This is a genomic window from Variovorax saccharolyticus (assembly GCF_030316765.1).
GTDB lineage: Bacteria > Pseudomonadota > Gammaproteobacteria > Burkholderiales > Burkholderiaceae_C > Variovorax > Variovorax saccharolyticus.
On record NZ_JASZYT010000007.1, the window covers coordinates 312326 to 338222 of the forward strand.

At 69.6% G+C, this 25897-nt stretch carries 25 protein-coding genes; 9 read left to right on the forward strand and 16 right to left on the reverse strand.

All coding sequences use genetic code 11. From position 1 onward, the window contains the following. Positions 1-47: 47 nt before the first annotated feature. On the reverse strand, positions 48-1028 hold the full coding sequence (locus QTI45_RS22190) for a Bug family tripartite tricarboxylate transporter substrate binding protein (protein WP_286655918.1): 981 nt from the start codon (positions 1026-1028) through the stop codon (positions 48-50). Between the two features lie 157 nt (positions 1029-1185). On the opposite strand from QTI45_RS22190, the gene QTI45_RS22195 reads away from it, so the two are divergent. The 3 genes from QTI45_RS22195 to QTI45_RS22205 all read left to right on the forward strand — a co-directional run bounded on the left by QTI45_RS22195 (position 1186) and on the right by QTI45_RS22205 (position 4122). Continuing rightward, the gene (locus QTI45_RS22195) at positions 1186-2160 is read left to right on the forward strand and encodes a LysR family transcriptional regulator (RefSeq protein WP_286368118.1); all 975 of its coding nucleotides are present in this window, start codon (positions 1186-1188) and stop codon (positions 2158-2160) included. 104 nt (positions 2161-2264) lie between these two features. Beyond that, positions 2265-2762, forward strand: a complete 498-nt coding sequence (locus QTI45_RS22200; protein ID WP_286655919.1) for a pyridoxamine 5'-phosphate oxidase family protein — start codon at positions 2265-2267, stop codon at positions 2760-2762. A gap of 4 nt (positions 2763-2766) precedes the next feature. Next, complete coding sequence (locus QTI45_RS22205) at positions 2767-4122, forward strand: GAF domain-containing protein (protein WP_286655920.1); 1356 nt, start codon at positions 2767-2769, stop codon at positions 4120-4122. 9 nt (positions 4123-4131) lie between these two features. Here the strand turns inward: QTI45_RS22205 and QTI45_RS22210 are convergent, their stop codons facing one another. The 4 genes from QTI45_RS22210 to QTI45_RS22225 form a co-directional block, all read right to left on the reverse strand. Beyond that, positions 4132-4848: a hemerythrin domain-containing protein gene (locus tag QTI45_RS22210; RefSeq protein WP_286655921.1), complete on the reverse strand. Its 717-nt coding sequence runs from the start codon at positions 4846-4848 to the stop codon at positions 4132-4134. 147 nt (positions 4849-4995) lie between these two features. Beyond that, entirely contained in the window at positions 4996-7122 is a 2127-nt protein-coding gene (locus QTI45_RS22215; RefSeq protein ID WP_286655922.1) for an esterase-like activity of phytase family protein, read from the reverse strand. A 122-nt stretch (positions 7123-7244) separates the two neighbouring features. After that, complete coding sequence (gene uraD / locus QTI45_RS22220) at positions 7245-7772, reverse strand: 2-oxo-4-hydroxy-4-carboxy-5-ureidoimidazoline decarboxylase (protein WP_286655923.1); 528 nt, start codon at positions 7770-7772, stop codon at positions 7245-7247. A gap of 85 nt (positions 7773-7857) precedes the next feature. Continuing rightward, positions 7858-8802 (reverse strand): LysR family transcriptional regulator, encoded by a 945-nt coding sequence (locus QTI45_RS22225; protein WP_286368128.1) that lies wholly within the window; start codon positions 8800-8802, stop codon positions 7858-7860. 123 nt (positions 8803-8925) lie between these two features. Here QTI45_RS22225 and QTI45_RS22230 point away from each other — a divergent pair, with 123 nt between their 5' ends. The 5 genes from QTI45_RS22230 to QTI45_RS22250 all read left to right on the forward strand — a co-directional run bounded on the left by QTI45_RS22230 (position 8926) and on the right by QTI45_RS22250 (position 12165). Next, a complete protein-coding gene (locus QTI45_RS22230; protein ID WP_286655924.1) occupies positions 8926-10263 on the forward strand; it encodes an MFS transporter in 1338 nt (445 codons plus the stop codon). A 1-nt stretch (position 10264) separates the two neighbouring features. Beyond that, positions 10265-10771 (forward strand): hydroxyisourate hydrolase, encoded by a 507-nt coding sequence (locus QTI45_RS22235; protein WP_286655925.1) that lies wholly within the window; start codon positions 10265-10267, stop codon positions 10769-10771. Positions 10772-10792: 21 nt separating this feature from the next. Beyond that, positions 10793-11128, forward strand: a complete 336-nt coding sequence (gene uraH, locus QTI45_RS22240; RefSeq protein WP_286368131.1) for a hydroxyisourate hydrolase — start codon at positions 10793-10795, stop codon at positions 11126-11128. Positions 11129-11150: 22 nt separating this feature from the next. Beyond that, a complete protein-coding gene (locus QTI45_RS22245; RefSeq protein WP_286368132.1) occupies positions 11151-11621 on the forward strand; it encodes a nucleoside deaminase in 471 nt (156 codons plus the stop codon). Positions 11622-11718: 97 nt separating this feature from the next. Next, entirely contained in the window at positions 11719-12165 is a 447-nt protein-coding gene (locus QTI45_RS22250; RefSeq protein WP_286368133.1) for a universal stress protein, read from the forward strand. A 26-nt stretch (positions 12166-12191) separates the two neighbouring features. Here QTI45_RS22250 and QTI45_RS22255 read toward each other — a convergent pair whose 3' ends face one another. Both QTI45_RS22255 and QTI45_RS22260 read right to left on the reverse strand, forming a co-directional pair. Beyond that, on the reverse strand, positions 12192-13088 hold the full coding sequence (locus QTI45_RS22255) for a hypothetical protein (protein WP_286655926.1): 897 nt from the start codon (positions 13086-13088) through the stop codon (positions 12192-12194). A 34-nt stretch (positions 13089-13122) separates the two neighbouring features. Beyond that, positions 13123-15471, reverse strand: a complete 2349-nt coding sequence (locus QTI45_RS22260; RefSeq protein WP_286655927.1) for a YgiQ family radical SAM protein — start codon at positions 15469-15471, stop codon at positions 13123-13125. Positions 15472-15637: 166 nt separating this feature from the next. Here QTI45_RS22260 and QTI45_RS22265 point away from each other — a divergent pair, with 166 nt between their 5' ends. Continuing rightward, a complete protein-coding gene (locus QTI45_RS22265; RefSeq protein WP_286655992.1) occupies positions 15638-16681 on the forward strand; it encodes a bifunctional helix-turn-helix transcriptional regulator/GNAT family N-acetyltransferase in 1044 nt (347 codons plus the stop codon). Positions 16682-16700: 19 nt separating this feature from the next. On the opposite strand, the gene QTI45_RS22270 is transcribed toward QTI45_RS22265, so the two are convergent. The 9 genes from QTI45_RS22270 to QTI45_RS22310 form a co-directional block, all read right to left on the reverse strand. Then, positions 16701-17681, reverse strand: coding sequence for a Bug family tripartite tricarboxylate transporter substrate binding protein (locus tag QTI45_RS22270; RefSeq protein WP_286655928.1), 981 nt, complete (start codon positions 17679-17681; stop codon positions 16701-16703). A gap of 23 nt (positions 17682-17704) precedes the next feature. Next, a complete protein-coding gene (locus tag QTI45_RS22275) occupies positions 17705-18688 on the reverse strand; it encodes a D-2-hydroxyacid dehydrogenase (protein ID WP_286655929.1) in 984 nt (327 codons plus the stop codon). Between the two features lie 28 nt (positions 18689-18716). Further along, entirely contained in the window at positions 18717-19634 is a 918-nt protein-coding gene (locus tag QTI45_RS22280; RefSeq protein WP_286655993.1) for a Bug family tripartite tricarboxylate transporter substrate binding protein, read from the reverse strand. Between the two features lie 135 nt (positions 19635-19769). Continuing rightward, the gene (locus tag QTI45_RS22285) at positions 19770-20558 is read right to left on the reverse strand and encodes a class II aldolase/adducin family protein (protein ID WP_286655930.1); all 789 of its coding nucleotides are present in this window, start codon (positions 20556-20558) and stop codon (positions 19770-19772) included. 34 nt (positions 20559-20592) lie between these two features. Further along, the gene (tcuB, locus tag QTI45_RS22290) at positions 20593-21780 is read right to left on the reverse strand and encodes a tricarballylate utilization 4Fe-4S protein TcuB (RefSeq protein WP_286655931.1); all 1188 of its coding nucleotides are present in this window, start codon (positions 21778-21780) and stop codon (positions 20593-20595) included. Beyond that, positions 21767-23173 (reverse strand): FAD-dependent tricarballylate dehydrogenase TcuA, encoded by a 1407-nt coding sequence (gene tcuA / locus QTI45_RS22295; RefSeq protein ID WP_286655932.1) that lies wholly within the window; start codon positions 23171-23173, stop codon positions 21767-21769. Before tcuA ends, tcuB begins: the two co-directional genes overlap by 14 nt. A gap of 80 nt (positions 23174-23253) precedes the next feature. Continuing rightward, entirely contained in the window at positions 23254-24180 is a 927-nt protein-coding gene (locus tag QTI45_RS22300; RefSeq protein ID WP_286368141.1) for a LysR substrate-binding domain-containing protein, read from the reverse strand. 7 nt (positions 24181-24187) lie between these two features. Further along, positions 24188-24994 (reverse strand): substrate-binding domain-containing protein, encoded by an 807-nt coding sequence (locus QTI45_RS22305; RefSeq protein ID WP_286655933.1) that lies wholly within the window; start codon positions 24992-24994, stop codon positions 24188-24190. Positions 24995-25102: 108 nt separating this feature from the next. Next, positions 25103-25885, reverse strand: coding sequence for a 3-hydroxybutyrate dehydrogenase (locus QTI45_RS22310; protein WP_286368143.1), 783 nt, complete (start codon positions 25883-25885; stop codon positions 25103-25105). Positions 25886-25897 lie beyond the last annotated feature (12 nt).

The following is a 25897-nucleotide window of genomic DNA, read 5'->3' on the forward strand; positions in this document are numbered from 1 at the left end:
CCGGCCGGACACTCAGGGAACCCGCGCGACCGCATCGACCCCGAGCCTCAGAGCTTGATGCCCGCCGCCTTCACCGTCGGCCCGAGCACGCCCACCTGCTCCTTGACCATGGCCTCGAAACGGGCCGTGCTCTCGGGCTTGGCGACGATCCCCAGTTCGATCAGCTTCTTCTGCACCTCGGGCATCACCAGCACCTCGTTGCAGGCGTCGTGCAGCCGCACCACCATCTCGGGCGGCAGCTTGGCCGGCGCACTGAGGCCGAAGAAGTTCTCCAGCACCAGCTTGGGCTGGCCCAGTTCGACGATGCTCGGCACTTCGGGCATCAGCGGCGAGCGGGCGCTGCCGGTCACGGCCAGCGGCACCAGCTGGCCGCTCTTGAAGAAGGGCACGTAAGCGGTGATGACATCGATGCCGACCGGGATCACGTTGGCGATCAGGTCGGTGGTCATCGGGGCGCCGCCGCGGTAGGGCACGTGCACGAGGTTGGCGCCGGTGGTCTTCTTGATCAGCTCGCCGTGGATGTGGCCGATCGACCCGGGCCCGCCGGAGCCGAAGTCCAGCCGGCCGTCCTTGCGGGCCCGGGCCTCGAGATCCGCGAAGCTCGCGATGCCCGAGGGCTTGCTGGCCATGATCACCAGCGGCGCAGAGCCCAGGTAGGCGATGTGGGTGAAGGCGGCGACCGGGTCGTAGGGCTGCTTGTCGAGCGTGAAGGGGCCGAGCGCGACCGGCGTGGTGTTCGACAGCATGAAGGTGTAGCCGTCGGGCGCGGCGGCCGCGACCTGGGCGCCGCCGATGGTGCCGCCGGCGCCGGGCTTGTTGTCCACCACCACGGCCTGGCCCAGCTTCTTGCCGAGCTGCTCGGCCATCACGCGCGCCAGGATGTCGCTCGATCCGCCGGGCGGGAAGGTGACGATGATCTTGATCGGCTTGTCCGGCCACTGGGCGAAGGCGGGCAGCGCGAGCGTGGCGGCGCCGGCGGCCAGCATCTGGAGTGCGCCGCGGCGCGTGGGGGTCAGGGTGGTGGTCATGTTGTGGTGCAGCAAGAGGAATGCCCGACTTTAGGAAGGCAACCATGGCACGCCAATCGCTAGGCAGCAATCAGCGGCATAGCAAAGCGCCGCCCCGGAGCCCGCCGGCGACTGGCGCCGGTGCCCCGGGGCACCAAAGTTGTGCAGGAGACAAGCCATGTCACGCTCCAATGATCCCTTCGACACCTATTTGCTGCGCGTGTTCAGCATGCTCATGAACGAGCGCAGCGTCTCGCGCGCCGCGACCCGCCTGAACCAGTCGCAGCCGGCCATCAGCACCGCGCTGAAACGGCTGCGCGAGATCTTCGACGACCCGCTCCTGATCAAGGACAAGCAGCGCATGGTGCCGACCGAGCGCGCCTTGCAGCTCGAGGCCTCGGTGCGCGTGGTGCTCGGCGAGATCGACGCCCTGCTCTCGCCCGGCGACGTCTTCGACCCCGCCACCACGCGCCAGACCTTCCGCATCGGCACGCCCGACTACCTGGCGCCGCCGCTGATGGCGGCGGTGGTGCACTACCTGCGCACCACCGCGCCCGGGGCCCGCATGCTGCTGCAGCCGCTCGGGCCCGACTACGACTACGACGGCGCCCTGGCCGACGGCGAGATCGACGTCGTGATCGGCAACTGGCCGCAGCCGCCCGAGCACCTGCGCACCACGCTGCTGCTGGAGGACGAGATCGTCTGCCTGGTCGACCGCGACCATCCGGCCGCCGGCGGCATGGTCGCCAGCGACTACCTGGAGGGCTCGCACGTGGTGCCGCTGCTCTACAGCGGGCTGCAGCGCGGCGTGGTCGAGACCCACCTGGCGGCCCAGCGGCTGCAGCGCAAGCCGACGGTGACCGTGCCCTACTTCGCGATGGCTCCGCACCTGCTTCCCGGCACCGACCTGATCTTCACCACCAGCCGGCATTTCGCGCTGCACTTCGCGGCCATGCTGCCCCTGGCGGTGGTGCCGGCGCCGATCGACTTCCCGCCGATGCGCTTCTACCAGCTCTGGCACGGCCGCAACCAGCACGCGCCGGGCCACATCTGGTTCCGTTCGCTGCTGTCGGCCGTGATGCGCACCGCCAGCGCGACGCGCCATCTGCGGGTCAGTCCGGCGCCGCTCGCCGAAGTTCGCCTGGCCGCCTGAGCCACGCGGCCGGCGCCTCGGCCGCTTGGCGTAGGCCGTCCGCAAAACGGACGGCGGCGGGACTTTGAATCACAATGCCGCATCCCGCCGACCGGCCCTGCCCCATGTCCGCCGCCCCTGCCCGCCCGCTGCTGAGTCCCGATCACATCGCGATGATCGACAAGGGCGTCTCGGCCATCGTCGCCTCGCGCAACGCCGACCACCGGCCCAGCCTGATGCGCGCGGTCGGCACCGGCATCGCGGCCGACGCCAGCGAGGTCACGGTCTACGTCTCGCGCAGCCAGTCGCGCCAGCTGCTGCAGGACGTCGCAGCCACCGGCCACATCGCGGTGGTCTTCAGCCAGCCGATGAGCCATCGCACGGTGCAGGTCAAGGCCCGCCGCGCCGAACTGCGCGCCGCCGTCGAGAGCGACCGGCCGCTGCTGGGCCGCTACCTGCGCTCGATGGAGGACGAGGTCGCCTGCGTCGGCTACGACGCCCGCTTCGTGCGCGCGATGCTGGCCTTCGACCTGGCCGACGTGGTGGCGATCCGCTTCACGCCGACCGAGGCCTACGACCAGACGCCCGGGCCCCGGGCAGGCAGTGCGCTGCCCGCGGCCTGACGCGATGAGCGCCCACCCGCCGCCACCGTCGCTGGACGCGATCCGCGCCTGCTTCGAGGGCGCCATTCCGGCCATGATGGCGACCTGCTCGGAAGACGGCACGCCCAACGTCGCCTACATCTCGCAGGTCTGGTACGTCGACCAGCGGCATGTCGCGCTGTCGTTCCAGTTCTTCAACAAGACGCGGCAGAACATCCTGGCCAACCCGCGCAGCACGGTGCTGGTGATGGACCCGGTGACCGCCGCCTTCTATCGCCTCGAGCTGCGCTACCTGCGCACCGAGACCGAGGGACCGCGCTTCGAGGGCATGAAGGCGCAGCTCGCAGGCATCGCCTCCCATTCGGGCATGGCGGGCGTGTTCCGCCTGCTCGGCGCCGACCTCTACGAGGTCGAGGCCATCGAGGCCCTGGAGGGCGAGCGCCTGCCCCTGCCGCCGCCCCGCCATGGCCTGCTGGCCGGCGTGCGCCGCTCGGCCGAAAGGCTGGCCGGTTGCTGCGCGACCGACGAGCTGCTGCAGGCCGTGCTGGCGGTGCTCAACGACCAGCTCGACATCCGCCACGCGATGGTGCTGATGCGCGACGGCGCCAGCGACCGCCTCTACACGGTGGCGAGCTGCGGCTATGCCAGCTCGGGCGTCGGCTCGGAGATCGAGATCGGCCATGGCGTGATCGGCGTCGCCGCGCGCGAGTGCACGCCGGTGCGCATCAGCCACATGACGAACGCGGCGAGCTACAGCCACGCGATGCGCAGCAGCATGCGCGAGATCGAGCCCGGCCTGGTGCTCGACACCGAGATCCCGTTCCCGGGCCTGGCCGAGCCGCACAGCCAGCTGGCGGTGCCGATCGTCTCCAGCGGCCGCCTGCTCGGCGCGCTGTTCGTCGAGAGTCCGCTCGACCTGCGCTTCGGCTTCGAGGACGAGGACGCGCTGGTCGCGATCGCCGGCCACCTCGGCGCCGCGCTGGAGCTGCTGCGAACGAGCGACGAAGCCGCCGCTGCCGCAGAACCGCCCAGCCGTGCGCCGCCACCCTCCGGCGCACCGATCGCGGTGCGCCACTACCTCGCCAACAGCAGCATCTTCATCGGCGACAGCTACCTGATCAAGGGCGTGGCCGGCGCCATCTTCGGCAAGCTCCTGCGCGAGCACACGCAACAGGGCCGCAGCGAGTTCAGCAACCGCGAGCTGCGGCTCGATCCGGCGCTGAGGCTGCCCGACCTCTCGGACAACCTCGAGGCCCGGCTGGTGCTGCTGCAACGCCGACTGCAGGAGAACAGCCCGCACATCCGGATCGAGAAGACCGGACGCGGACGCTTCCTGCTGCGGGTGGAGCGTCCGGTCGCGCTGACCGAGATCGCGGGCTGAAGCGGGGCTTCAGCCCTGCCCCAGCCCCAGGGCGACACCGAGCTTGGCCCATTCGCGCTCGCCCAGATGCGGCCGCACGAGATCCAGCGCGGCAGCGAAGGCCGGCGCCGGCGCGTGCGCGCGCATGTCGCCCAGCATCGCGGCGCGCTCGGCCGGGTTCATGAAGGGCACCATCCAGCGCAGCACGAACATCATCTCCTCGGGCGGGATCGAGGCGACCAGCGCGTCGTGGATCGCGATCAGCTCGGCATCGGTGTAGCGGGCCCAGAGCACCGCGTTGTGCGCCGTCTCCTCGACATGCATGTGCTCGAAGTTGTGGGCGACGAACAGCGACAGCGCGCGGTACAGCGCCAGCGCGCGCGCGGCGCGGAACGCGGGCTCGCACTGGAGCAGCGCCGTGGTCTGCGCCGCCAGCGCGACGATGGCCTGCAGGTGCTCCTCGTGCTCGTGCGCGATCTGGCCGCTGGCACCGGGCGCGCGCGCCTCCATCGCAGGGTGGATGAAATCGTTCTCGTGCTGCAGGTGCGAGCGGCAGAAGTCGAGCAGTTCCAGCACGCGCTGCGTGACCTGCGCGAGTTCCAGCGCGTCGTCGCTGTCCATGCGCCCGACAGCCAGCAAGCTGTCGGCCATCAGCGCACGCAGCGCCTTGTGAATGCCGGCGTACAGGTCGACGCGGGGCGCTGCGGCCTCCGCGACATGGCGAAGTTCGCGCTGATCGATGTTCATGGGGTCCTTCTTTCCGGGTTCGGCGGCAAGCGCACCATGCGCCTGCCCACTCGGAATGAAGTCTAGGAATCGACAGCTTCGCGCGCCGCTAAGAATTGCTTAAGCAATCCCTCACCGAACCTTAAATTTCGCCCGCCGGCGCCGTCCTCAAGGCGTCGGCAATCTCAGCTCGGTCAGCTTGCGATCGAAGCGCAGCAGCCACAGCCGGGTCGGCCGTTCGAGATCGCTGCCGCGCGTGAGGCGCGCGCCGACCACGCCCGCCGGGCAACCGCTGACGATCGCGCCGGCGGCGTCGACGGTGCAGTCCTCGACGCTGCCCGCAACGCGCTGGCCGTTGGCATCCAGCAGCGTGGTGGCGAGGCCGAAGTCGTTGTCGTTGACCAGTGCCAGCGTGTTGTCGTCCACCAGCGTCAGGCCCTCGGCCTTCTCGGCCATCCAGCCGAGCGCGTTGAGATCGAGCAGATCGGTCTTCCTGAGCGTCACGACGCCCGACCAGTCCGCGCCGTTCGAAGGCGCCTGCGTGATGCTGCTGATCTCGAGGTTGTGGTCCAGCGCCGCGATATCGGTCGCGTCGGCCGGGATCTCGACCAGCACCAGCTTGTTGAACACCTTGGCGTCGCTCTTGCGCGCACCCTGCTCGATCACGATGAAGCGGCCGTTGCCCAGGCTCACGACGTCGCCGAGCTTGGCGTTGCCGGTGCGATCCTTGTCGTACTGGCTGCCGTCGATCGGATAGGCGTAGAGCTTCGAGCGCTCGGTCGCCGGATCGAATTCGAGCCAGCGCGTGAACTTCGCGATGTGGCGCACGTCGGTGTTGCTGCCGCCGGGCGGCTTGGCCTTGATCGACTTGCCGGCGCCGTCGCGCGGATCGATCGGGCTTTGCAGGAAGCCGTGCAGCCGGCCGCTGGCGGCGTCGAGCGCGAGGCCCTCCATGCCGCGGTTCGGCCGCCGCTGCGCCAGCACCGCCGGCAGGTCGGCCGCGCCGGCACCCGGCGCGTAGCGCTTCTCGATGACGCCGGTCTCGATGTTGATGCGCACGATGAAGGGGCCGTACTCGTCGCTGCTCCAGAGCACCTTGCGGGCCTTGTCGAGCACCAGCGTCTCGGGGTCGAGGCCGTTGGCATCGAAGTTGGCCTTGGCGGCGTCGAAGACGTAGGCGTCGTTGAGCGGCGTCTCGCCGGTCGAGCCGACGCCCGATTGCGGCGGCAGGCCGCTGATCTTCGTCGTGGCGTCGAGCTTCAGCGCAACGCTCGACTGCAGCACCGCGCCGCCCTTGCCGATCGTGACCAAGCCGAAGCTGGGCGCGAATGACGGCGCCGGGAACACCTTGCTGATGTTGGTGCCGGCGCCGCCGGGCACCGGGGCGGTCGGTCCGTCGCCGTTGGGGCCGCGGTCGGTGATGGCATAGAACTCGAGCGTGCCATCGGCGGCCTTGCCCTTGAAGGCCAGGCCGGAGCCATAGGCCGGCAGGAAGCCGTCCGGGAAGTCGGCCTTGATCTTCTCGTTGGCGCCTTCGTACGGGACGTAGAACTTCTTGTCGGCCTGCAACTGGTTGCGCGTGACGCTCACCGCGATGGCGCCTAGCGCATTGTTCTGGGTCGAGGTCTCGACCACCGGCGTGCCGAGCTGCGATGCCAGCGTGTTCTCGAAGTGCTCACGCGCGAGGGCGCGGCGGCCGGCATCGGACACGCGCGTCGCGTACGGGGCCGGCAGTGCCGCGAGCAGCGTGTTGAGCGCGCTGTCGAAGCTCGCGGCCGGGGCCGAGAAGTCGAGCGCACCGGCCTTCAGCGTGGCCTTCAGCGCATTGGTGATGCGGATGCCGTTGCTCGGGTCGCCGTCCTCGTCGAAGCTCTGCAGCGCGATCAGCCGATTGACCACCGCGTCGGCACCGAGCCCGGCGGGCGTGGCCTGCTGGCCGGCCAGCGAGAGCGGCGTGATCTGGGCGCCGCAGGCGGCGCTGCCGATGACGAGCCCGCCGAGGCTGAAGCTCACGGTCTCGCCGGTCTTGCAGGCGAACTCGCCCTTGGCCGAGGTGACGGCCTTGGCTGCCGTGCCGGCCACGTAGTCGAGGCCCTCGACCGCGGCATCGAGGAAGACACCGGCCACGCTCTGGCCCGTGCTCGTGCCGCCGCCGGTTCCCGCAGTGCCGCCGGTTCCACCGGCCGCGCCCGTGGGCAGCGTGAAAGTGCCGCCGCCGCCGCCACCGCCGCATGCGGCCACCACGAGTCCGGCGCCCACCACCGCCAGCCACGTCATCCTCGATCGCTCGTTCATTGTTGTTCCTGCAGAGTGATGCCCGCGCACCATGCGCGAGCCCCCGGCATTAGCGCGGATGCATGTGACAGCCGCGTGAAAACAATGCGAGGCCAGGCCCCCCGATTCGATCGGCGTGCGGGTCAGGCGCCGAAGCGCGCGGCAAGACGCAGCCCGGTGATGAAGCCGATCTGGCGCATCGCCTCGTCGAGCTCCTGCACCGGATCGCGGGCCGAACGCGATGCCAGTTCGGCGAAGATGCCGGCCCGCGTGTAGTGCCGAACGCAGACGATGAACGGGATGCCGTGGCGCGCCTCGTAGTCGCGGTTCATTCTGGCCAGGGTTTCTTCTTCGCCGACCGACAGCGATTCGAGGCCGGCGCTTTTCTGTTCCGCGATCGAGTCGGAGGTCATCGCGCCGGCCCGCACCGCGGCGCCCGACAAGGGCGGGTGGCCGCGCAGGAACTCGATCTGCCGGCTCCTGCCGCTGGCCCGCACCGCGGCCATCATGGCCGCGTGCAGCGCCGCCACCGAGGGAAAGGGCCGCCCGACCCAGGCCGCTTCGGCCACCCAGGGCGAGTGCTCGAAGATGTCGCCCAGAGCGGCGGTGAATGCGCTGCGCTCCATCGCATTGACGGCGCGCAGATCGAGAGTGGTTTGCAGCGTGGACATGCGGCCAGTGTAGGAACGCATCGGCCCGGCACGAAGACCTGCGCAGCTATACGGCGCATAGCAAAGCGCCGAAGGCGGCGCGGGCTCAGTCCGGCCGCGCGGGCGGCGCGACCAGCGTGCGCGCCGCGGCCGTCAGCACGCCGCGCAGCCAGGCATGCGGCGCCGCGCGGTGCTGCGACTCGTGCCAGAGCTGGTAGAAGCGCATCGCGGGGAACGGCATCGGCGACGGCACGATCGCGATGGCGTGCCGTTCGGCGTGGTACTGCGCGAAATGGCGGCTGGTGGTCATGATCAGGTCGGTGCCGGGCAGCAGGCTGGGCGCGACGCTGAAGTACGGGCACTCCACGCGCCGGTCGCGCTGCATCCGCAGCGTGTTGAGGCTGGCCTCGACCACCCCGCGCTGGCCGCTCGAATAGGGCATCGGCACCAGGTGCGCCGCTTCCAGGTAGCGCTCGGCCGTGAGCGCGCCCTCGCGGGCCAGCGGGTTCTCGCGCGCCAGGATGCACACCACCTCGTCCTCCAGCAGCGTGGAGCTGTGCAGGTGCTCCGGCGGACTCGGCCAGTTGCCGATCACGATGTCGACCGCGCCGTCCTGCAGCGCGCGCTCGTAGTCGAACTGAGGGCCCAGCGGCATCGCGCTGAGCCGCGCTCGCGGCGCCACCGAGCGGAAGACCCGCACCACCTCGGCCAGGAAGGGCGGCGCCAGGTAGTCCGGCGTCGCGATCGTGAAGCCCAGTTCGGTGGTCGCCGGCTCGAACAGGTCGCCGCTGCTCACCAGGCCGTCGAGCAGGGCCAGTGCGGCCCGGGCCTGCGCCGCGACCGTGAGCGCGCGCGCGGTGGGCACCATGGTGTTCTTGTCGCGCACCAGCAGCGGGTCGCCGAAGATCTCGCGCAGCCGCTTGAGGGCGGCGCTGATCGCCGGCTGCGACTGGTCCATGCGGATCGCGGTGCGCGAGACGCTCTGCTCGGCGATCAGGACGCACAGCACCCTCAGCAGGTAGGTATCGAACGGATCGTCGGCGCGGGACACGGGTTTCAGCCTCCGGATATCGACATTGCTATGCGCTCTATTGCGGCTGCCCAGTTTCGCACGAAGGCGCGAGCCGCCACCATTCGTCCAGCCACAAACAAGGCCCAAGACAAGGAGCGAGACATGAGTGCACACGATATGGCGCTGCCCGGCGCCATCGCCCCCCGGGACCAGGTCGATTCGACCTACGCGAAGATTTCATGGCGATTGCTGCCCTTCCTGGGCGCGCTGTGGGTGCTGGCCTGGCTCGACCGCGTCAACATCGGCTTCGCCAAGCTGCAGATGCTCGACGACCTGCGCTTCAGCGAGGCGGTCTACGGCCTTGGCGCCGGCATCTTCTTCCTCGGCTACTTCTTCTTCGAGGTGCCGTCCAACATGCTGCTGCAGAAGATCGGCGCCAAGAAGACGATCATGCGCATCACGATCGGCTGGGGCGTGATCTGCATGCTGCAGGCCTGGGTCACGACCCCGACCCAGTTCTACGTGCTGCGCTTCCTGCTCGGCGCCTTCGAGGCCGGCTTCTATCCGGGCGTGATCCTCTACCTCACCTACTGGTATCCCTCGCAGCGGCGCGCCAAGGCCTTCGGCACCTTCATGTCGGCCTCGGCCATCGCCGGGGTGCTGGGCGGGCCGCTCGCCGGCTGGATCATGACCTCGATGGGCGGCGTCCAGGGCTGGCATGGCTGGCAGTGGCTGTTCGTGCTCGAAGGCATCCCCTCAGTGCTGGCCGGCGTAGTCGCCTGGTTCTACATGACCGACCGGCCCGAGCAGGCGCGCTGGCTCAGCGACGACGAGAAGAAGGTGGTGCGCCACGAGCTCGAACTCGACGCCCGCCGGCAAGGCGAACGCGACAGCGACTGGCGCCGGTTGTTCACGAACCCCAAGGTGTGGCTGCTGATCGCGATCTTCTTCTGCCTCCTGTGCGCCAACTCGACGCTGACCTTCTGGATCCCCACGGTCATCAAGGAGACCGGCTTCACCACCCCGATGGCGATCGGCTGGATCGCCGGCGCAGCCTACCTGTTCGGCGCCGCCGGCATGATCCTCAACGGCCGCAATTCCGACCGTCGCGGCGAGGTGCGCTGGCACTTCAGCGGGGCCGCGATGTGCGGCGCCGGCGGCATGCTGCTGCTGGCCGTGGCGCTCGGCGTGCCGGGCCTGCCGGCCTTCGTGCCGCTGCTCGCGATGGGCCTGGCCCTGGTCGGCACCATGAGCGCGATTCCGGTGTTCTGGCAGCTGCCCAACATGTTCCTGAGCGGCGGCGCGGCGGCGGTCGGCGTGGCGCTGATCAACTCGATCTCGAACCTCGCCGGCTTCGGAGCGCCCTACGCCATGGGCCTGATCAAGAACGCGACCGGGCAGGTCGCCCCGGGCCTCTATATCGTGGCCTTCATCGAACTGCTGGCGGCGGTGCTGGTGATCGTCTTCATCGCCCGCCGCCCGCGCCGCCAGGTGGACTGACATGCACAGCCAAGCCTTCCCTTCGCTCGCCCGCCGCCGCTTCGCGATGTCCGGTCTGGCCATCGGCGCCGGGGCCCTGGTCGGCAAGGGCGCGCAGGCCGGCGATGCGGCCGCGCCGGCCCGCGCCAGCGGTCCGATCGTCCTGCACGGCCAGAGCCCGCGGCTCACGGTGCACGCGCTGAACACCTTCCACGGCGAGGCCGCGACCGGGTTGCGCATCGACTTCCATTCCTTCGACGCCGAGGACTACGCGTTGCTCGGGTCGTTCACGCTCAACGCCAACGGCCGCACCGACGAGCCGCTGCTGGTCGGCGACAGCTACCGCACGGGGCGCTACCAGCTGCTGCTGCACGTCGACGACTACTTCGCGCAGAAGAAGGCGCCGCTTCCCGGGCGGCCCTTCCTCACGAAAGTGCCGATCCGCTTCCAGGTCGCGAATGCGCAAGAGCGCATCCACCTGCCGATCCAGTTCGGCCCCTGGAGCTACACCTATTCGCGCGGCAGCTGAAGGCCGCAAAGGAAGACACCCATGGCAGGCATCACCACGCACGTGCTCGATATCGCGACCGGCCGGCCGATCGCCGGCATGCAGGTCGAACTGTTCGATCTCGCGGTCTCGCCGCCGGCCCTGCTGCGGCGCAGCCAGACCAATGCCGATGGCCGCACCGATGGGCCGATGCTCGCCGCCGGGGCAGCCCGCACGGGCCATTTCGAGCTGCGCTTCCAGGTCGGCGCGCATTTCAAGGCCAGCGACGGACTGGTCGATGAAGTGCCGCTGCGCTTCACCCTCTTCGACGCCGCGCAGCACTACCACGTGCCGCTGCTGTGCTCGCCCTGGTACGTCTCGACCTACCGCGGCAGCTGATTCATCACTAGCGAAAACTCACATGACACACGACAAAGACGCCGAAAAATACCTGCTCGAATCCATCCGGCTCGCGATGCAGAACGTGCGCGAACGCAAGACCTGGCCCTTCGGCGCAGTGATCGCGCGCGAGGGCCGGGTCGTCGCCACCGGCGTCAACCAGGTGGAGGCGCTCTTCGACCCCTCGGCCCATGCCGAGATGCAGGCCCTGCGCGCCGCCGGCCAGGCGCTGCGCAGCACCGACCTCTCCGGATGCACGGTCTACGCCAGCGGCTATCCGTGCCCGATGTGCCTCAGCGCCATGTACCTCGCGGGCGTGAAGGAGGTCTTCTACGCCTACTCGAACGAGGACGGCGAGCCCTACGACCTGTCGGCGGCACGCGGCTACGTGGAGCTGGCCCGTCCCGTGGAAGAGCGCGAAATGAAGCTGCTGAGCCTGCCCGTGCGGGCCGAAGGCGAGGACCTGTACGAGGCCTGGCGCCACTGCCGCTAGGCAATCCCGTCTAGAACGCAGGCGGCGGCTTGCACAGCGACCGGGCGCGCACTAAATTGAAACCGGGGGCGGGCCCCCGTCCGCCCGGGAGCTCCGCATGTACCAACGCATCCTCGTCGCCACCGACGGCTCGGAGTTGTCGGAACAGGCCGTGACCAGCGCCATCGACCTGGCCCTCCTGACGCAATCGGAATTGTTCGCAGTCAAGGTCTCTCACCACCAGAGCGCAGGCTACTTCGAAGGCTCGCTGCTGTTGAACCAGATGGACGCGGCGCGCCTGCGCGACGAGGCCGACGCCGAGTCGCAGCGCGTGGTCGATGCCGTCAAGGACAAGGCCGATGCCCGGGGCGTCAAGAAGACCACCGGCATCGTGGTGCGCTCCGAAGGCGTGTCGGAGGCCATCATCGACGCCGCGCGGGTCCACCAGTGCGACCTGATCGTGATGGCCTCGCACGGCCGACGCGGCATCCGGCGCCTGCTGATGGGCAGCGAGACGCTGCACGTGCTGACGCACTCGCACACGCCGGTGCTGGTGCTGCGCTGACGCGGCGACCGCGACCGTGCCCCTGGTCAGCGGGCCGGGGCCGCGTCGCGCTGGCGATCCTCGCGCTTGACCCCGAGGTAGGTCGCCAGGTCGATCTCGTGCAGTTGCGCCGGATAGCGCTCGCTGCCCTCGAACCAGCGGCGCAGCCGCTTGTCGGCACGATTCGCCGCCGGCACCGGCAGCCCGTCGAGGTAGGCCTCCAGCGCGAGAAAATAGCGCATCGCATTGCGCTCCACCAGGCCGCGCAGGCCACGGATGTACTCCGGATCGCCGCCCGGCTTCTTGTCGACCACCGTGAATCCCACCTTGTGGCTGCCGAAGGTCGCCAGGTAGGCCATGGTCGCGAGCCGGGCCACCATGTTGTGGTCGTAGGAATAGGCGAAATGCAGGAAGCTCTGCTGCTCGCCGAGCGGGATGCCCTCTACCAGCACGCGGTACCGGCTGGTGCCCATCGGGCCCTCTTGCGCCGCCAGCTCGATCTGCAGGTAGTCGCGCCCCGATGACACCGTGCGATGCGTGAAAGACAGCTCGAAGGCCTGGTCGATGGGCTTGTCGTAGCGCGGCACCACGCTCAGCGTGAGCGTGTCGCCGGCCACTCGGCAGCGCCGGTTGTTGATGTGCAGCAGCAGCATCTCGCACCACTGCGACGATTGCTCGAGGGCCTGCCGCACATCGTCGAGCGAGTGGTCGACGACGGCGTACACGTCGCCCTGCAGCCCGCCGTCGGTCTCCGCCGAGTCGAGCACGATGGGCCGCTTCAGGGGACTGTGGGCCAGCTTGTCGCCCAGCTTGCCGTGCAGTTCGCGCAAGGCCTGGGCGGAGCCCGCCGCGAGCGAGGCCTGGGCGCCAAGAGCCATCGCCCAGAGCATCAGGCCCAGGCCGACACGCAACCACGGGAACGAGACGGCCGGCAATGTGTTCATGCCGACACGATACAGCGACCGCGCCGCCGGCCGCTCAGCGTCCCTTGCGGATCGGCTTGCCGGCCGCGGGCTTCGGGCGCCCCGCGCCGGTGTCGCGCGGCGGCAGGCCGGTGTGCTGCGTCAGGATGCGGCCCTTGACCGGCGCCGCCGTTTTCGCCGCCACGGTGGTCGAGTTCTTGCGCCGGGCGCTCTGGTAGCTGCCGTCGGTCAGCGGCTGCCAGGTCGGGATCAGGTGATGCTTGCCGTTGCCGATCAGGTCGGCGCGGCCCATGGCCTTGAGTGCTTCGCGCAGCAGCGGCCAGTTGTTGGCGTCGTGGTAGCGCAGGAAGGCCTTGTGCAGACGGCGGCGCTTGTCGCCGCGCACGATGTCCACCGTCTCGCTCTCGCGCGTGATCTTGCGCAGCGGGTTCTTGTTGGTGTGGTACATCGTGGTCGCGGTGGCCATCGGCGACGGATAGAAGGTCTGCACCTGGTCGGCGCGGAAGCCGTTCTTCTTGAGCCAGATCGCGAGGTTCATCATGTCCTCGTCGCTGGTGCCCGGGTGCGCGGCGATGAAGTACGGGATCAGGTACTGCTTCTTGCCCGCCTCGGCCGAGTACTTCTCGAACATCTGCTTGAACTTGTCGTAGCTGCCGATGCCGGGCTTCATCATCTTGGTGAGCGGGCCCTGCTCGGTGTGCTCGGGCGCGATCTTGAGGTAGCCGCCGACGTGGTGCTGCACCAGTTCCTTGACGTACTCGGGCGACTGCACGGCCAGGTCGTAGCGCAGACCCGAGCCGATCAGGATCTTCTTGATGCCCTTGAGCGCGCGCGCCCGGCGGTAGATCTTGATCAGCGGGTCGTGGTTGGTGTTGAGGTTCGGGCAGATGCCCGGATACACGCAACTGGGCTTGCGGCAGGCCGATTCGATCTCGGGCGACTTGCAGCCAATGCGGTACATGTTGGCGGTCGGCCCGCCGAGGTCGGAGATGGTGCCGGTGAAGCCCTTCACGCTGTCGCGGATGGCTTCCACTTCCTTGATGATCGAATCTTCGGAGCGGCTCTGGATGATGCGGCCCTCGTGCTCGGTGATCGAGCAGAAGGTGCAGCCGCCGAAGCAGCCGCGCATGATGTTCACGCTGAAGCGGATCATCTCCCAGGCCGGGATCTTCGTTGCGCCGTCGTGGCTGCCGTGCTCGTCGGCATAGGTCGGATGCGGGCTGCGCGCATAAGGCAGGTCGAACACGTGGTCCATCTCGGCCGTGGTCAGCGGGATCGGCGGCGGATTGATCCAGACGTCGCGCGCGGTCGTGCCTTCGCCGTGCGCCTGCACCAGCGCGCGGGCGTTGCCCGGATTGGTCTCGAGGTGCAGCACGCGGTTGGCATGGGCGTAGAGCACCGGGTCGGCGCGCACCTGCTCGTAGGAGGGCAGCCGGATCACCGAACGATCGCGCGGCGGCACCTTGATGCGCTCGCGGCTCTGCAGCGCCGGATTGGGCACGAAGTTGAGCGGCTTGATCGACAGGTTGACCGAGCCCGCAGCCTCGGCGGCCTGGGCCACCGATTGCGCCTCGTCTTCCTTGGCGCAGGTCGCGCCGTTGGCCTTGGCCTGCTCGGACACCATCAGGTACGGGTTGACGTGGGCCTCGACGCGGCCGGGCTCGTCGACGCTGGTCGAGTTGATCTCGAACCAGCCTTCGGGCGTTTCACGGCGCACGAAGGCCGTGCCGCGCACGTCGGTGATCTGCGCCACCGGCTCGCGGGCGGCCAGCCGGTGCGCGATCTCGACGATGGCGCGCTCGGCGTTGCCGTACAGCAGCAGATCGCACTTCGAATCGACCACGATCGAGCGCCGCACCTTGTCCTGCCAGTAGTCGTAGTGCGCGATGCGGCGCAGCGAACCCTCGATGCCGCCGAGCACGATCGGCACGTCGCTCCAGGCTTCCTTGCAGCGCTGCGAATAGACGATGGCCGCGCGGTCGGGCCGCCGGCCGCCGATGTCGCCGGGCGTGTAGGCATCGTCGCTGCGCACCTTGCGATCGGCCGTGTAGCGGTTGATCATCGAATCCATGTTGCCGGCGGTGACGCCGAAGAACAGGTTCGGGCGGCCCAGCACCTTGAACGGGTCGGCGCTCTGCCAGTCGGGCTGGGCGATGATGCCGACCCGGAAGCCCTGGGCCTCGAGCATGCGGCCGATCACGGCCATGCCGAAGCTCGGATGGTCGACATAGGCATCGCCCGTGACCACGATGACGTCGCAGCTGTCCCAGCCCAGGGCTTCCATCTCGGCGCGCGAGGTCGGCAGGAACCTGGCCGTGCCGAAGCGGGCCGCCCAGTACTTGCGGTAGCTGGTCAGCGGCTTGGCGGCGCGCGCGAAAAAGGAGACGTCGACTGGGGCGTTCATCGGGATATGCGGCAAAGGGATTGCCGCGCAGGCCTGCGGGCCGGGTGGGCCCGTGGTGGGCAACCCGTGATTTTAGGGTTTTCCATTGGATCTGTCGCCCTAAAGGGCAAACCAGCAGCGACAACAGTCGATCATTTGATTGCTTTAGTCAATCAATTACATGACAATGGCAATCATGTCCAGCATTCCCACCCCTTCTACGGAAGTTGCAGAGGTCAAGGCGATCCGCCGTTTCAACCGCTTCTACACGCGCCGCATCGGCGTTCTCGATCCCTACCTCGACAGCGACATGTCGCTGACCGACGTGCGGGTGCTCTACGAACTGGCGCATCGGGCGGAAGCGGTGGCCAGCGAGATCGGCCGGGACCTGCACCTCGACGGCGGCTACCTGAGCCGGATCCTGCGCCGCTTCGAATCCCTGGGCTGGCTGCGCCGCCAGCCCCATCCGCGCGATGCCAGGCAGAGCCTGCTGGCGTTGACCGAAGCCGGCCACGCGGCTTTCGCGCCACTGCAGCAGAAGTCGCGCGACGAGGCGCTCGCGCTGCTGGCACCGCTGGCGCCGGCCGAGCGGCGCCGGCTGATCGAGGCGATGGACACGCTGCAGGACCTTCTGGAGCCGGGAACGCGGCCGCCGGCCCGCACGCAGGCGGCGGTGCTGCGCGACCCGGCGCCCGGCGACATCGGCTGGGTGGTGCAGCAGCACGGCGAGATCTACGCCCGCGAATACGGCTGGAACAGCGAGTTCGAGGCGCTGGTGGCCGACATCGCGGGCCAGTTCCTGCGCAAGTTCCAGCCCGCCTGGGAGCGCTGCTGGATCGCCGAGCTGAACGGCGAGCGCGTGGGCGCGGTGTTCGTGGTGCGCAAGTCCCCCACCACCGCGCAGCTGCGCATGCTGATCCTGAGTCCGAAGGCCCGCGGGCTCGGCCTCGGCGCGCGGCTCACCGACGAGTGCATCGCCTTCGCCCGCGCCAAGGGCTACCGGAAGATGGTGCTCTGGACCAACAGCTGCCTGGCGGCCGCGCGCGGCATCTATGCGGCGCGCGGCTTCAAGCTCGTCAAGTCCGAGCCCTACGAGGGCTTCGGCCAGCAGCTCGTCGGCGAGACCTGGGAGCTCAAGCTCCCCCATCTTCCGCCTGAAGGCCCAGGCCGGCGCCGGGCCGCCCCAAGGCGGCCTGCGGCCCCCTCGGGGGGCAGCGACCACACGCAGTGAGGGAGCGTGGGGGCTCCAATCAATCAGCAGAGATCTTGCGCTCGCGCACGATGCCGCCCCACTTGGCATCCTCCTTGCGCATGAACGCCGTGAGTTCGGCCCGCGTGGTGGGCTGCGGCGTCAGGCCGTGCTTGTCCAGCGCCTCCTTGACGCCCGGGTCGTTCAGCACCTTGACGATCTCCAGGTTCCAGCGATCGAGGATCGGCGCCGGCGTCTTCCCGGGCGCGACGAAGGCATACCAGTTGAGCGCCTCGAAGCCGGGATAGCCCGACTCGGCCACCGTCGGGATGCCCGGCATGTAGGCCGGCCGCGTCGATCCGGTGGTGGCGAGCGGGACCAGCCTGCCGGCTTCCACCTGCGGCAGCGCCGTCGGCGGCGCCGAGAAGTACGAGGCCACCCTTTCGCCGATCAGGTCCTGCATGGCCGGTGCGCCGCCCTTGTACGGCACGTGGACCATGTCGATGCCGGCGCGCTGGTTGAACAATTCGCCCGCCAGGTGCGAGGCCGAGCCGGCACCGGTGGAGGCGAAATCCACGCCGCCGGGCCGGGTCTTCGCGAGCGCCACGAACTCGGCCAGGGTCTTCACGCCAAGGCCCTTGTGGACCACCAGCACGTTCGGAAAGTTGACGCCGCCCGACACCGCCGCCAGGTCCTTGAACGGGTCGTAGCGCAGCTTCATCACGTGCGGCGCGATGGTCAGCGGCCCGATCGAGCCGAACAGCAGCATCGTGCCGTCGGCCGGCCCGCCGGCCACCAGCTGATGGGCGATGTTGCCGCCGGCTCCGGCCTTGTTGTCGATCACCACGCTCTGGCTGACGTTCTCGCCCAGCTTCTTGGCGATCAGTCGCGCCGCCGCATCGGCCGCACCGCCGGGCGCGAAGCCCACCACCAGCGTCACCGGCTTGGCCGGCGGAAAGTCCTGGGCCTGGCCGATCGCGGCCAGCAGCAGGGTGGATGCGGCCAGCGCAGCGGTGCGCAGCAGCAGTCGTCTCTTGTTCATCGAGGGTCTCCTTTATCTCTGTCTCATGGAACCTGGTTGCGCAGCGACCCGCCGGCCAGCCAGTGCCCGAGGTTGTCGATGAAGAGCGCTGTCACGCGCGCCTCGTTGCCGTCCGAGAACCCCGCGCTGTGGGGCGTCGCGATCACGTTGTCGAGCCGCCAGAGCGGCGAGTCGGGCGGCAGCGGCTCCTGCGCGAAGACGTCGAGGAAGGCGCCGCCCAGCCTGCCGCCGGCCAGCGCCTCGACCAGCGCCGGCTCGTCGAGCAGTTCGCCCCGCGCCACGTTGACCAGGTGGGCGCCGGGCGGCAGCAGCGCCAGCGCCTCGGCATCGATCAGCCCGCGCGTGCGCTGCGTCAGCGGACAGGCCAGCAGCACCCAGTCGGCCTGCGGCAGCACGCGGCGGATGTCTTCGAAGGCCAGGGTCTGCACATCCGCCGCGGCGGCGGCGGCGCTGCTGCGAACCACGACGATGCGCAGGCCCAGCAGTTGCAGCGAGGCCCCCAGCTGGCGGCCGATCGGGCCCCAGCCGACGATCACCGCGGTCTGGCCCGCCAGGTCGCGCGGCAGGCCGCTGCCGATCAGCGGCGCCCAGCTGCCGGCGCGCTGGGCCCGCATGAGCTGCGGAAAGCGCCGGGCCAGCGCCAGCAGGCCGGCCAGCGCGGTCTGCGCCACCACGGCGGCATTGGCGCCCGACGAGCTGCTGATGGCGACGCCGCGGGCACGCAGCTCCACATAGACGGGCCGGTCGGCGCCGGCCGAATGCACATGCACCCAGCGCAGGCTGCGCGCCCCGCGCATCGCGTCGTGGAAGGCCTGGGTGGCCGGCAGCACGGCATGCTTGGTCGACAGGCCGGTGACATCGCGCGACACGAAGGCGATGTCGGCATCCACACCCGGCGCCGGGGCGACGAAGCGGTGGCCGCGCGATCCCACCGTCTCGGCGATCGCGGCGCCCGCCGCTCGCCGGGCGGCCTCCGACAGCAGGATGCGCAGCGGCGCCTGGCTCACCGGACAGCCTCCCGGCTGCGCACGGCGCTCATTCCGGCGTCGCGCCGGAGTCGCGCACGATGATCTTCCACTTCTCGTACTCGCGCTGCGTGAACTGGCCGAACTGGGCCGGCGAGCCGCCGACCGGATCGGCGCCCTCGCGGATCATCTGCTCCTCCAGCGAGGGCAGGATGTCGTTGACCGTCCTGTTGATCAGCGCGACCACCGGCTCCGGCGTGCCCTTGGGCGCGAAGAAGCCGAACCACGAGCCGGCGGCGAATCCCGGGAAGCCCTTTTCGGCCACCGTCGGGACGCCCGGCAGCGAGCGCGACGGCTTGTCGCTCGACACCGCCAGCGCGCGCAGCTTGCCGGCGCGGATGTGCGGGATCACCGAGGGGATGGTGGCGAACATGAACTGCAGCCGACCCGACAGCAGATCATTGAGTGCGTTGGCGCCCTTGTAGGGCACATGCGTGGTCTCGGTGCCGATGCGCTTGCTGAGCATGTAGCTCGACAGGTGCGACGAGGTGCCGGTGCCGGTGGAGCCGTAATTGAGCACGCCGGGATTGGCTTTGGCGTAGGCGACGAACTCCTCGAAGCTGTTCGCGGGAACCGAGGGGTGGACGACCAGCACGTTCGGCACGTCGGCGATCTGCACGATCGGCACCAGGTCCTTCAGCGGGTCGTAGGACAGGTTCTTGTAGAGCGTCTGGTTGACCGCGATCGGCCCCACCGAATTGACGATCAGCGTGTAGCCGTCGGGCGCCGATCGCACCACCGACTCGGTGCCGATGTTGCCGCCGGCGCCCGGCTTGTTGTCGATCACGAAAGACTGCTTGAGCTGCTCGCCGAGCTTCTGCGCCACCGAGCGGGCCAGGATGTCGGTGGTGCCGCCGGCCGAGAAGGCGATCACGATGCGCACCGGCTTGGCGGGGTAGGCCTGCGCGAACGCGGGCGGGGCGATCATGGAGGCGCCCAGCGCGACCAGGGCCAGCGTCGCCCCTCGCCGGTTCGGCTGCCGCGCGAAGGGGCTCGCGGCCGTGCAAGCGCCGCCAGAATGTGCATGGCTCATGTCTTGTCTCTCGTTCTTGTGGTGGGTGAATCAGTCGCGGTAGCCCGGGTCCATCCGGTCGAGCTTTCGCAGCAGCGCCGGCCACTCCATGACGCCGTAGGGGCGGCGGGTGCCGGGCTGGTAGTTTTTCCAGGTCGCCTCGAGCACAGCCGGCGGCACCGCTTGCAGCGGGCTGTTGCAGGCCATCGCGGCCAGCTGCGAACGACAGGCCAGCTCCAGCCGGTGCATCCAGTTGAAGGCCTCGCCCACCGTGTTGCCGACCACCAGCGCTCCGTGGTTGCGCAGGATCAGCGCTTCGGACTGGCCGAGATCGGCCACCAGCGAAGCCTGCTCCGCGGTGTCGAGCACGACGCCCTCGTACGCGTGATAGCCGACCTTGAGGAAGCGCATGGCCGTTTGCGTGAGCGGCAGCAGCCCGCACTCGAGCGACGACACGGCCATCGAGGCCCAGCTGTGGGTGTGGATCACGCAGGCGACCTCCGGCCGCGCCGCATGCACCGCGCTGTGGATCACGTAGCCCGCCTTGTTGATGCCGTAGCCCAGGTCGCCGAAGTCCGGCTTCGACAGCACGTTGCCGTCGTGGTCGACCTTGACCAGGCTGGAGGCGGTGATCTCCTCGTACATCATCCCGTAGGCATTGATCAGGAAGGCACCGTCTTCGCCCGGCACCCGCGCCGAGATGTGGTTGGCGATCATGTCGGCCATGCCGTAGAACTCGACCAGCCGGTAACAGGCGGCCAGGTCGACACGGGCCTGCCATTCGGCCGGCGTGCACTGGTGCTTCATCGAGGGAATGGCGAGCGTGCCGGGGGTCGTCATGCGCTTCTCCTGGGGATGGATCGTGGTGGTCGATTCAGTCGTCGGCACCGAGGCCGATCGGATTCGGCTCGCGCTTCTCGACCGCGTGCCGCAGCAGCGCCGCAGTGCGGAAGATGCCGTGCGCGAACTTGCCGTAGGGCAAGGTGGCGAAGAGCGCCATCACCGCGCCGAGGTGCAGGCACAGCAGCAACGCCAGCGCCGGCGTGCCGCGCCCGAGCCACAGCGCGAGGCCGCTCGCACTGGTGAGGAACAGCAAGGCGATGAAGCCCAGGTCCATCGGCTTCTGCGCCGCATCGCCATGCAGCGGATGGCGCCGCCGGTTGAGCCGCCAGAGGCCGGCCGTGCCGATCATGAGGCTGACACCGCCCACCGCCCCCAGCAGCTTCGGCAGGCTCGGGAACTCGTAGGGCGCCTGCCAGCCGAGCAGGTAGTGGTAGAGCGTCGCCACGCTGGTGGCCGCGAAGCACAGCAGGAAGCCGTAGAAGGTGAAGTGGTGGAAGCGCCGGCGCGATTGCGTCCAGGCATCGTCTTCGTTGGGACAGCCCTCGCCATGGCCGCCGTCCAGGTACTTCAGGCGCAGCACGGCATCGGCCGCTTCGGCCGCGGCCGGCGCCCGCAGCGGGGCGCCGCTGGTCACCGGCGTGATCTCGCGCCAGAAGCGCGTCACGCCCATGCCGAGCGCGAACACCACGAAGCCGAACACCGGCGCGAACAGGCCGACCAGCAGGTTGTGCGGGAACAGGCTGTAGAAGTTGCCCCCCAGCGCCCCGCCCCACAGCGAGCCCTTGAGCACCACCGCGAGCAGCAGGAACAGCGCCAGCCCGGCCGCGAGCGCGAGCGACAGCGTCAATCCGTTGCGCTGATAGAGGCGGCCCAGCGCCGGCGGCCAGGCGTAGTCGGCATAGGTCCGGCCGCGCACCTCGGCCATCGCTTTCGGCACGTTGACCGCGAACTCGTGCGGCGGCGCGTACTGGCAGGCATGCAGGCAGGCGCCGCAGTTGTGGCACAGGTTGGCCAGGAAGTGGATGTCGGCGCGGCCGAACTCGAGCCGCCGCGTCATCGCCGGGAACACGGCGCAGAAGCCCTCGCAGTAGCGGCAGGCATTGCAGATCTGCATCTGGCGGCCGACCTCGGTCTCGCGCTCGCCGAGGATCGGGATCACGCGCTGCCCGCCGGTCGCGAGCGACACCGCCTCGCGCGTCAGGGCCTCAAGCTGCTGCATGCGCGTGCTCCCTGCTTGCGGCCCTGGCGGCCTGGGTGCCCGCGATGCGGCCGAAGGCGGTTCCGATCGCCATGCCGACGCCCGCCGTGTAGCCCTTGCCGAGCACGTTGCCCGCCATCATCTCGCCGGCGACGAACAGGTTCGGGCTCGGCCGGCCGCCGAAGTGCACGGCCGACTCGTCGTTGACCCTCAGGCCCAGGTAGGTGAAGGTGACTCCGGGCCGTAGCGCATAGCCGTAGTACGGCGGCGTGTCGATCGGCCGCGCCCAGTGCGTCTTGGCGGGAGCCAGTCCTTCGGTGTGGCAATCGTCGAGCGTCGTGTGATCGAAGCTGCCGACCCGGCAAGCCGCGTTGTACGCGTTCAAGGTGCCGACGAAGCTGCCTTCGGGCAAGCCCAGCTTGCGCGCCAGCTCGGGCAGCGTGTCGGCCACGGTGCCCGGGAACACCGGCGGCATGAAGCGTCCGATCGCCTTGCGGTCGATGATCGAGTAGCCGATCTGGCCCGGCTGCTGGGCCACCAGCCGGCCCCAGATCGCATAGCGCTTGGGCCAGAAGTCCTCGCCCTCGTCATAGAAGCGCTGCCCTTCGCGGTTGACCACCACGCCGAGCGACACGCAGTCGATGCGGGTGCAGATGCCGCCGTCGTACAGCGGCGCCCGGGCATCGATCGCCACCATGTGGGCCTGCGTCGGATCGCCGATCGAATCGGCGCCGGCGTCGATCAGCGCCTTGAGCAGCACGCCCTGGTTGAAGCGGGTGCCGCGGATCAGGAAGTTCTCCGCCGGACGCTCGCCACGCTCGTTCTCGCCCCAGGCCTCGATGAGCCAGTCGCGGTTCGACTCGAAGCCGCCGGCCGCGAGCACGCAGCTGCGGGCCTCGATGCGCTCCCCGCCCTCGGTGAGCGCCGCCACGAAGCGATCGCCGTCGAGTTCGACCGAGACGATCGGCGTGTCGTAGCGCACCGCGACGCCGAGCCGCTCGGCGCTGCGGTAATAGGCGTTCACGAGCGCCTTGCCGCCCCCCATGAAGAAGGCGTTGGTGCGTGCCACGTGCAGCGCGCCCGACAGCGGGGGCTGGAAGTGCACGCCGTGGCTGCGCATCCAGTCGCGGCAGCTCGAGGAGGCGCGGATCGCGATGCGCGCCAGGTGCTCGTCGGTCAGGCCGCCGGTCACCTTCAGCAGGTCCTGCCAGTACTCCTCTTCGGGATAGGCCTCGACCAGCACGTCCTGCGGCGCGTCGTGCATGCAGCGCAGGTTGCGCGTGTGCTGGGAGTTGCCGCCGCGCCATTCGCGCGGCGAGGCTTCGACCAGCAGCACGCGGGCGCCGGCCTCGCGCGCCATCAGCGCAGCGCACAGCGCGGCATTGCCGCCGCCGACGACCAGCACATCGATCATTTGCGTTGTCTCCTATCGTGGTGGGCACGACTGTAGGCAACGGGGGCTCCGAGCGACAGTCCGCCCGCGGCAAGGGGTCTTCAGTTTTCGTGAAGGGTGGCGCCGGCCCAGCGGCCTTCGCGCACCAGCCGGCGCGCGACATCGGACAACACCACGCGGGCCGCCAGCGCCGCCGGCGACAGCTCGTCGTCCGACAGGCTGGCCAGCAGGTTGAGCCGCCCGACCTGGGCATCGGCGATGCGCACCTGCACCAGACGGTCGTCACCGAGGCGCGCGGTGGCCGCGCCGGGCTGGATGGTGGCCCCCAGGCCGGCCCGCACCGCATCCATCAGCAGCGCCAGGCCATCGATCTCGGTCACCACGCGCGGCGCCACCCGGGCCCGCGCGAAGGCCGCGGCCAGCGTGGCGCGCAGTCCGTGCGAGGCGCTCGGAAGGATCAAGGGCAGCGCGCCCAGCCGGGCGATGCGAACCTGCGGCCCCTTCGGCAGGCCGGGCAGGTCGGCCCTGGCGATCACGAACAGCTTCTCGTCCAGCAGCGGCAGCACGCTCCAGCGCCGTGCGGTGTCGGTCTGGAACAGCACCGCGAGGTCGAGCTGGCGCGCCCCGAGCATCACCCCCAGATGGCCCGACAGCGCCTCCACCAGATGCAGCCGGACTTCGGGGTAGCGCTCGGCCATGGCCTGCATCAGCGGCACGCCGAGCACCGACGAGGTGGTCGGCGGCAGCCCGATGCTGACGTGGCCCGCGAGCCGCGCCTGCTGGGCCGCCCGCACCGCCTCGTCGGCGTGGCGCAAGGTGAGCTGGGCCTGCTGCAGGAAGGCCAGGCCGGCATCGGTCGGCGTCACGCCGGTCGAGCTGCGCTGCAGCAGGCGCGTGCTCAGTTCGCTTTCGAGCCGGCTGATCTGCTGGCTCAAGGCCGAGGTCGCCAGCTGCAGTTCGAGCGCCGCGCGCCCCATGCTGCGCAGCTCGCAGGTCTTGACGAAATAGCGCAGCTGCCGCAGTTCCATCGCGGCTTCAGCGGGCGGTGATCGGCTCGAGGCCGGTCTTGGCGATGGTCGGCGCGGCGGCCGGCGAATTCAGGTAGCGGATCAGTTCGCGCGCCGCCTCGGGCTGCTTCGAGCCGGTGGCGACGCCGGCCGAGAACACGGTGACGCGCTGGACCTCGGCCGGCAGCGGGCCGACGTAGTCGATGCCTTCGATCGGCAGCAGTTCGCTCACCTGCTGCAGGCCGAGCGCCGCGTCGCCGCGCGCCACCACGGTGCCCACGCGCTCGCTCAGGATGCGCTTGCTCTTGGGCTTGACCTGCGCCTCGATGCCGAGGTTCCGGAGCAGTTCGGTCTCGTAGTAGGTGCCGCTGGCGCTCGCCGAATAGGCGATCGAGGGCGCGGCGAGCAGCGTTCGCTTGAGCGCGTCGACGGTGCCGATGTCGGGCTTGGGCGCGCCCTTCTTGACCGCGAAGCCGATGGTCGAGCGCACCAGGTCGACCTGGCTGCCGGGCACGACCTTGCCCTCGGCGACCAGCGCATCGAGCGCCGGCCGCGCCAGGATCACGACGTCGGCCGGCTCGCCGCGCCCCAGCCGGCTCGGGATCGAGTCGCTGGCATTGCCCATCGAGGCGCCGTAGGCGGTCTTGACCGCGCGGCCGCTGGCCTTCTCGAAGCCGGGCCGCAGGTCGTTGTAGGCGGCCGTGAAGCCGCCCGAGGTCATGACATGGATGTCGGTGGCAGCCGGCTTCGGTGCGATGCTGCTGCAGCCGGCGAGCGCCAGCGCGGCCGCGAGCAGCACTGCGCGGCGGCCGAGAGCGGGAAGGGATGCAGTCATGGGCGGGGTCTCCGGTTCGTGGCGGGCGCCGGGTGCGCCGCTGCTGCGATCCTAGGCCGCCAAGCTGTCATTCAGCCCGCATCGAACACAGGGAAACTACCGTGCCGCTCACTGCATGAACCAGCCGTGGCTCACCACCAGCGACTGGCCGGTCAGCGCATTGGTCGGGAAGGCCGCGAACATCAGCGCCACGCGGGCGACGTCGTCGGTGGTGGTGAATTCGCCGTCCACGGTCTCCTTGAGCATCACGTTCTTGATCACCTGCTCTTCGGTGATGCCCAGGGTCTTGGCCTGCTCGGGGATCTGCTTTTCGACCAGCGGCGTGCGCACGAAGCCGGGGCAGATCACGTTGGCCCGCACGTTGTGCTTGGCGCCTTCCTTGGCGACGGTCTTGGCCAGTCCGATCAGGCCGTGCTTGGCGGTCACGTAGGGCGCCTTCAGCAGCGAGGCTTCCTTGGAGTGCACCGAGCCCATGTAGATCACGCTGCCGCCGCGGCCCTGCGCGTACATGTGCTTGAGGCAGGCCTTGGTGGTCAGGAAGGCGCCGTCGAGATGGATCGCCAGCATCTTCTTCCAGTCGGCGAAGCTGAACTCCTCGACCGGATGCACGATCTGGATGCCGGCGTTGCTGATCAGGATGTCGATGCCGCCGAAGGCCTTGGCGGCCTCTTCGACCGCGGCATCGACCTGTTCCTCGCTCGTGACATCGACGCCGACGCCGATGGCTTCGGCGCCGCCTGCCTTGAGCTCGGCCGCGGTGGCGTCGGCGGCCTGCTTGTTGAGGTCGGCGATCACGATCTTCGCGCCCTCCTGGGCGAAGACGATGGCGATCTCCTTGCCGATACCGCTGGCCGAGCCGGTGATGAAAGCGACCTTGTCCTTGAGCTGCATGGGTTTTCCTTG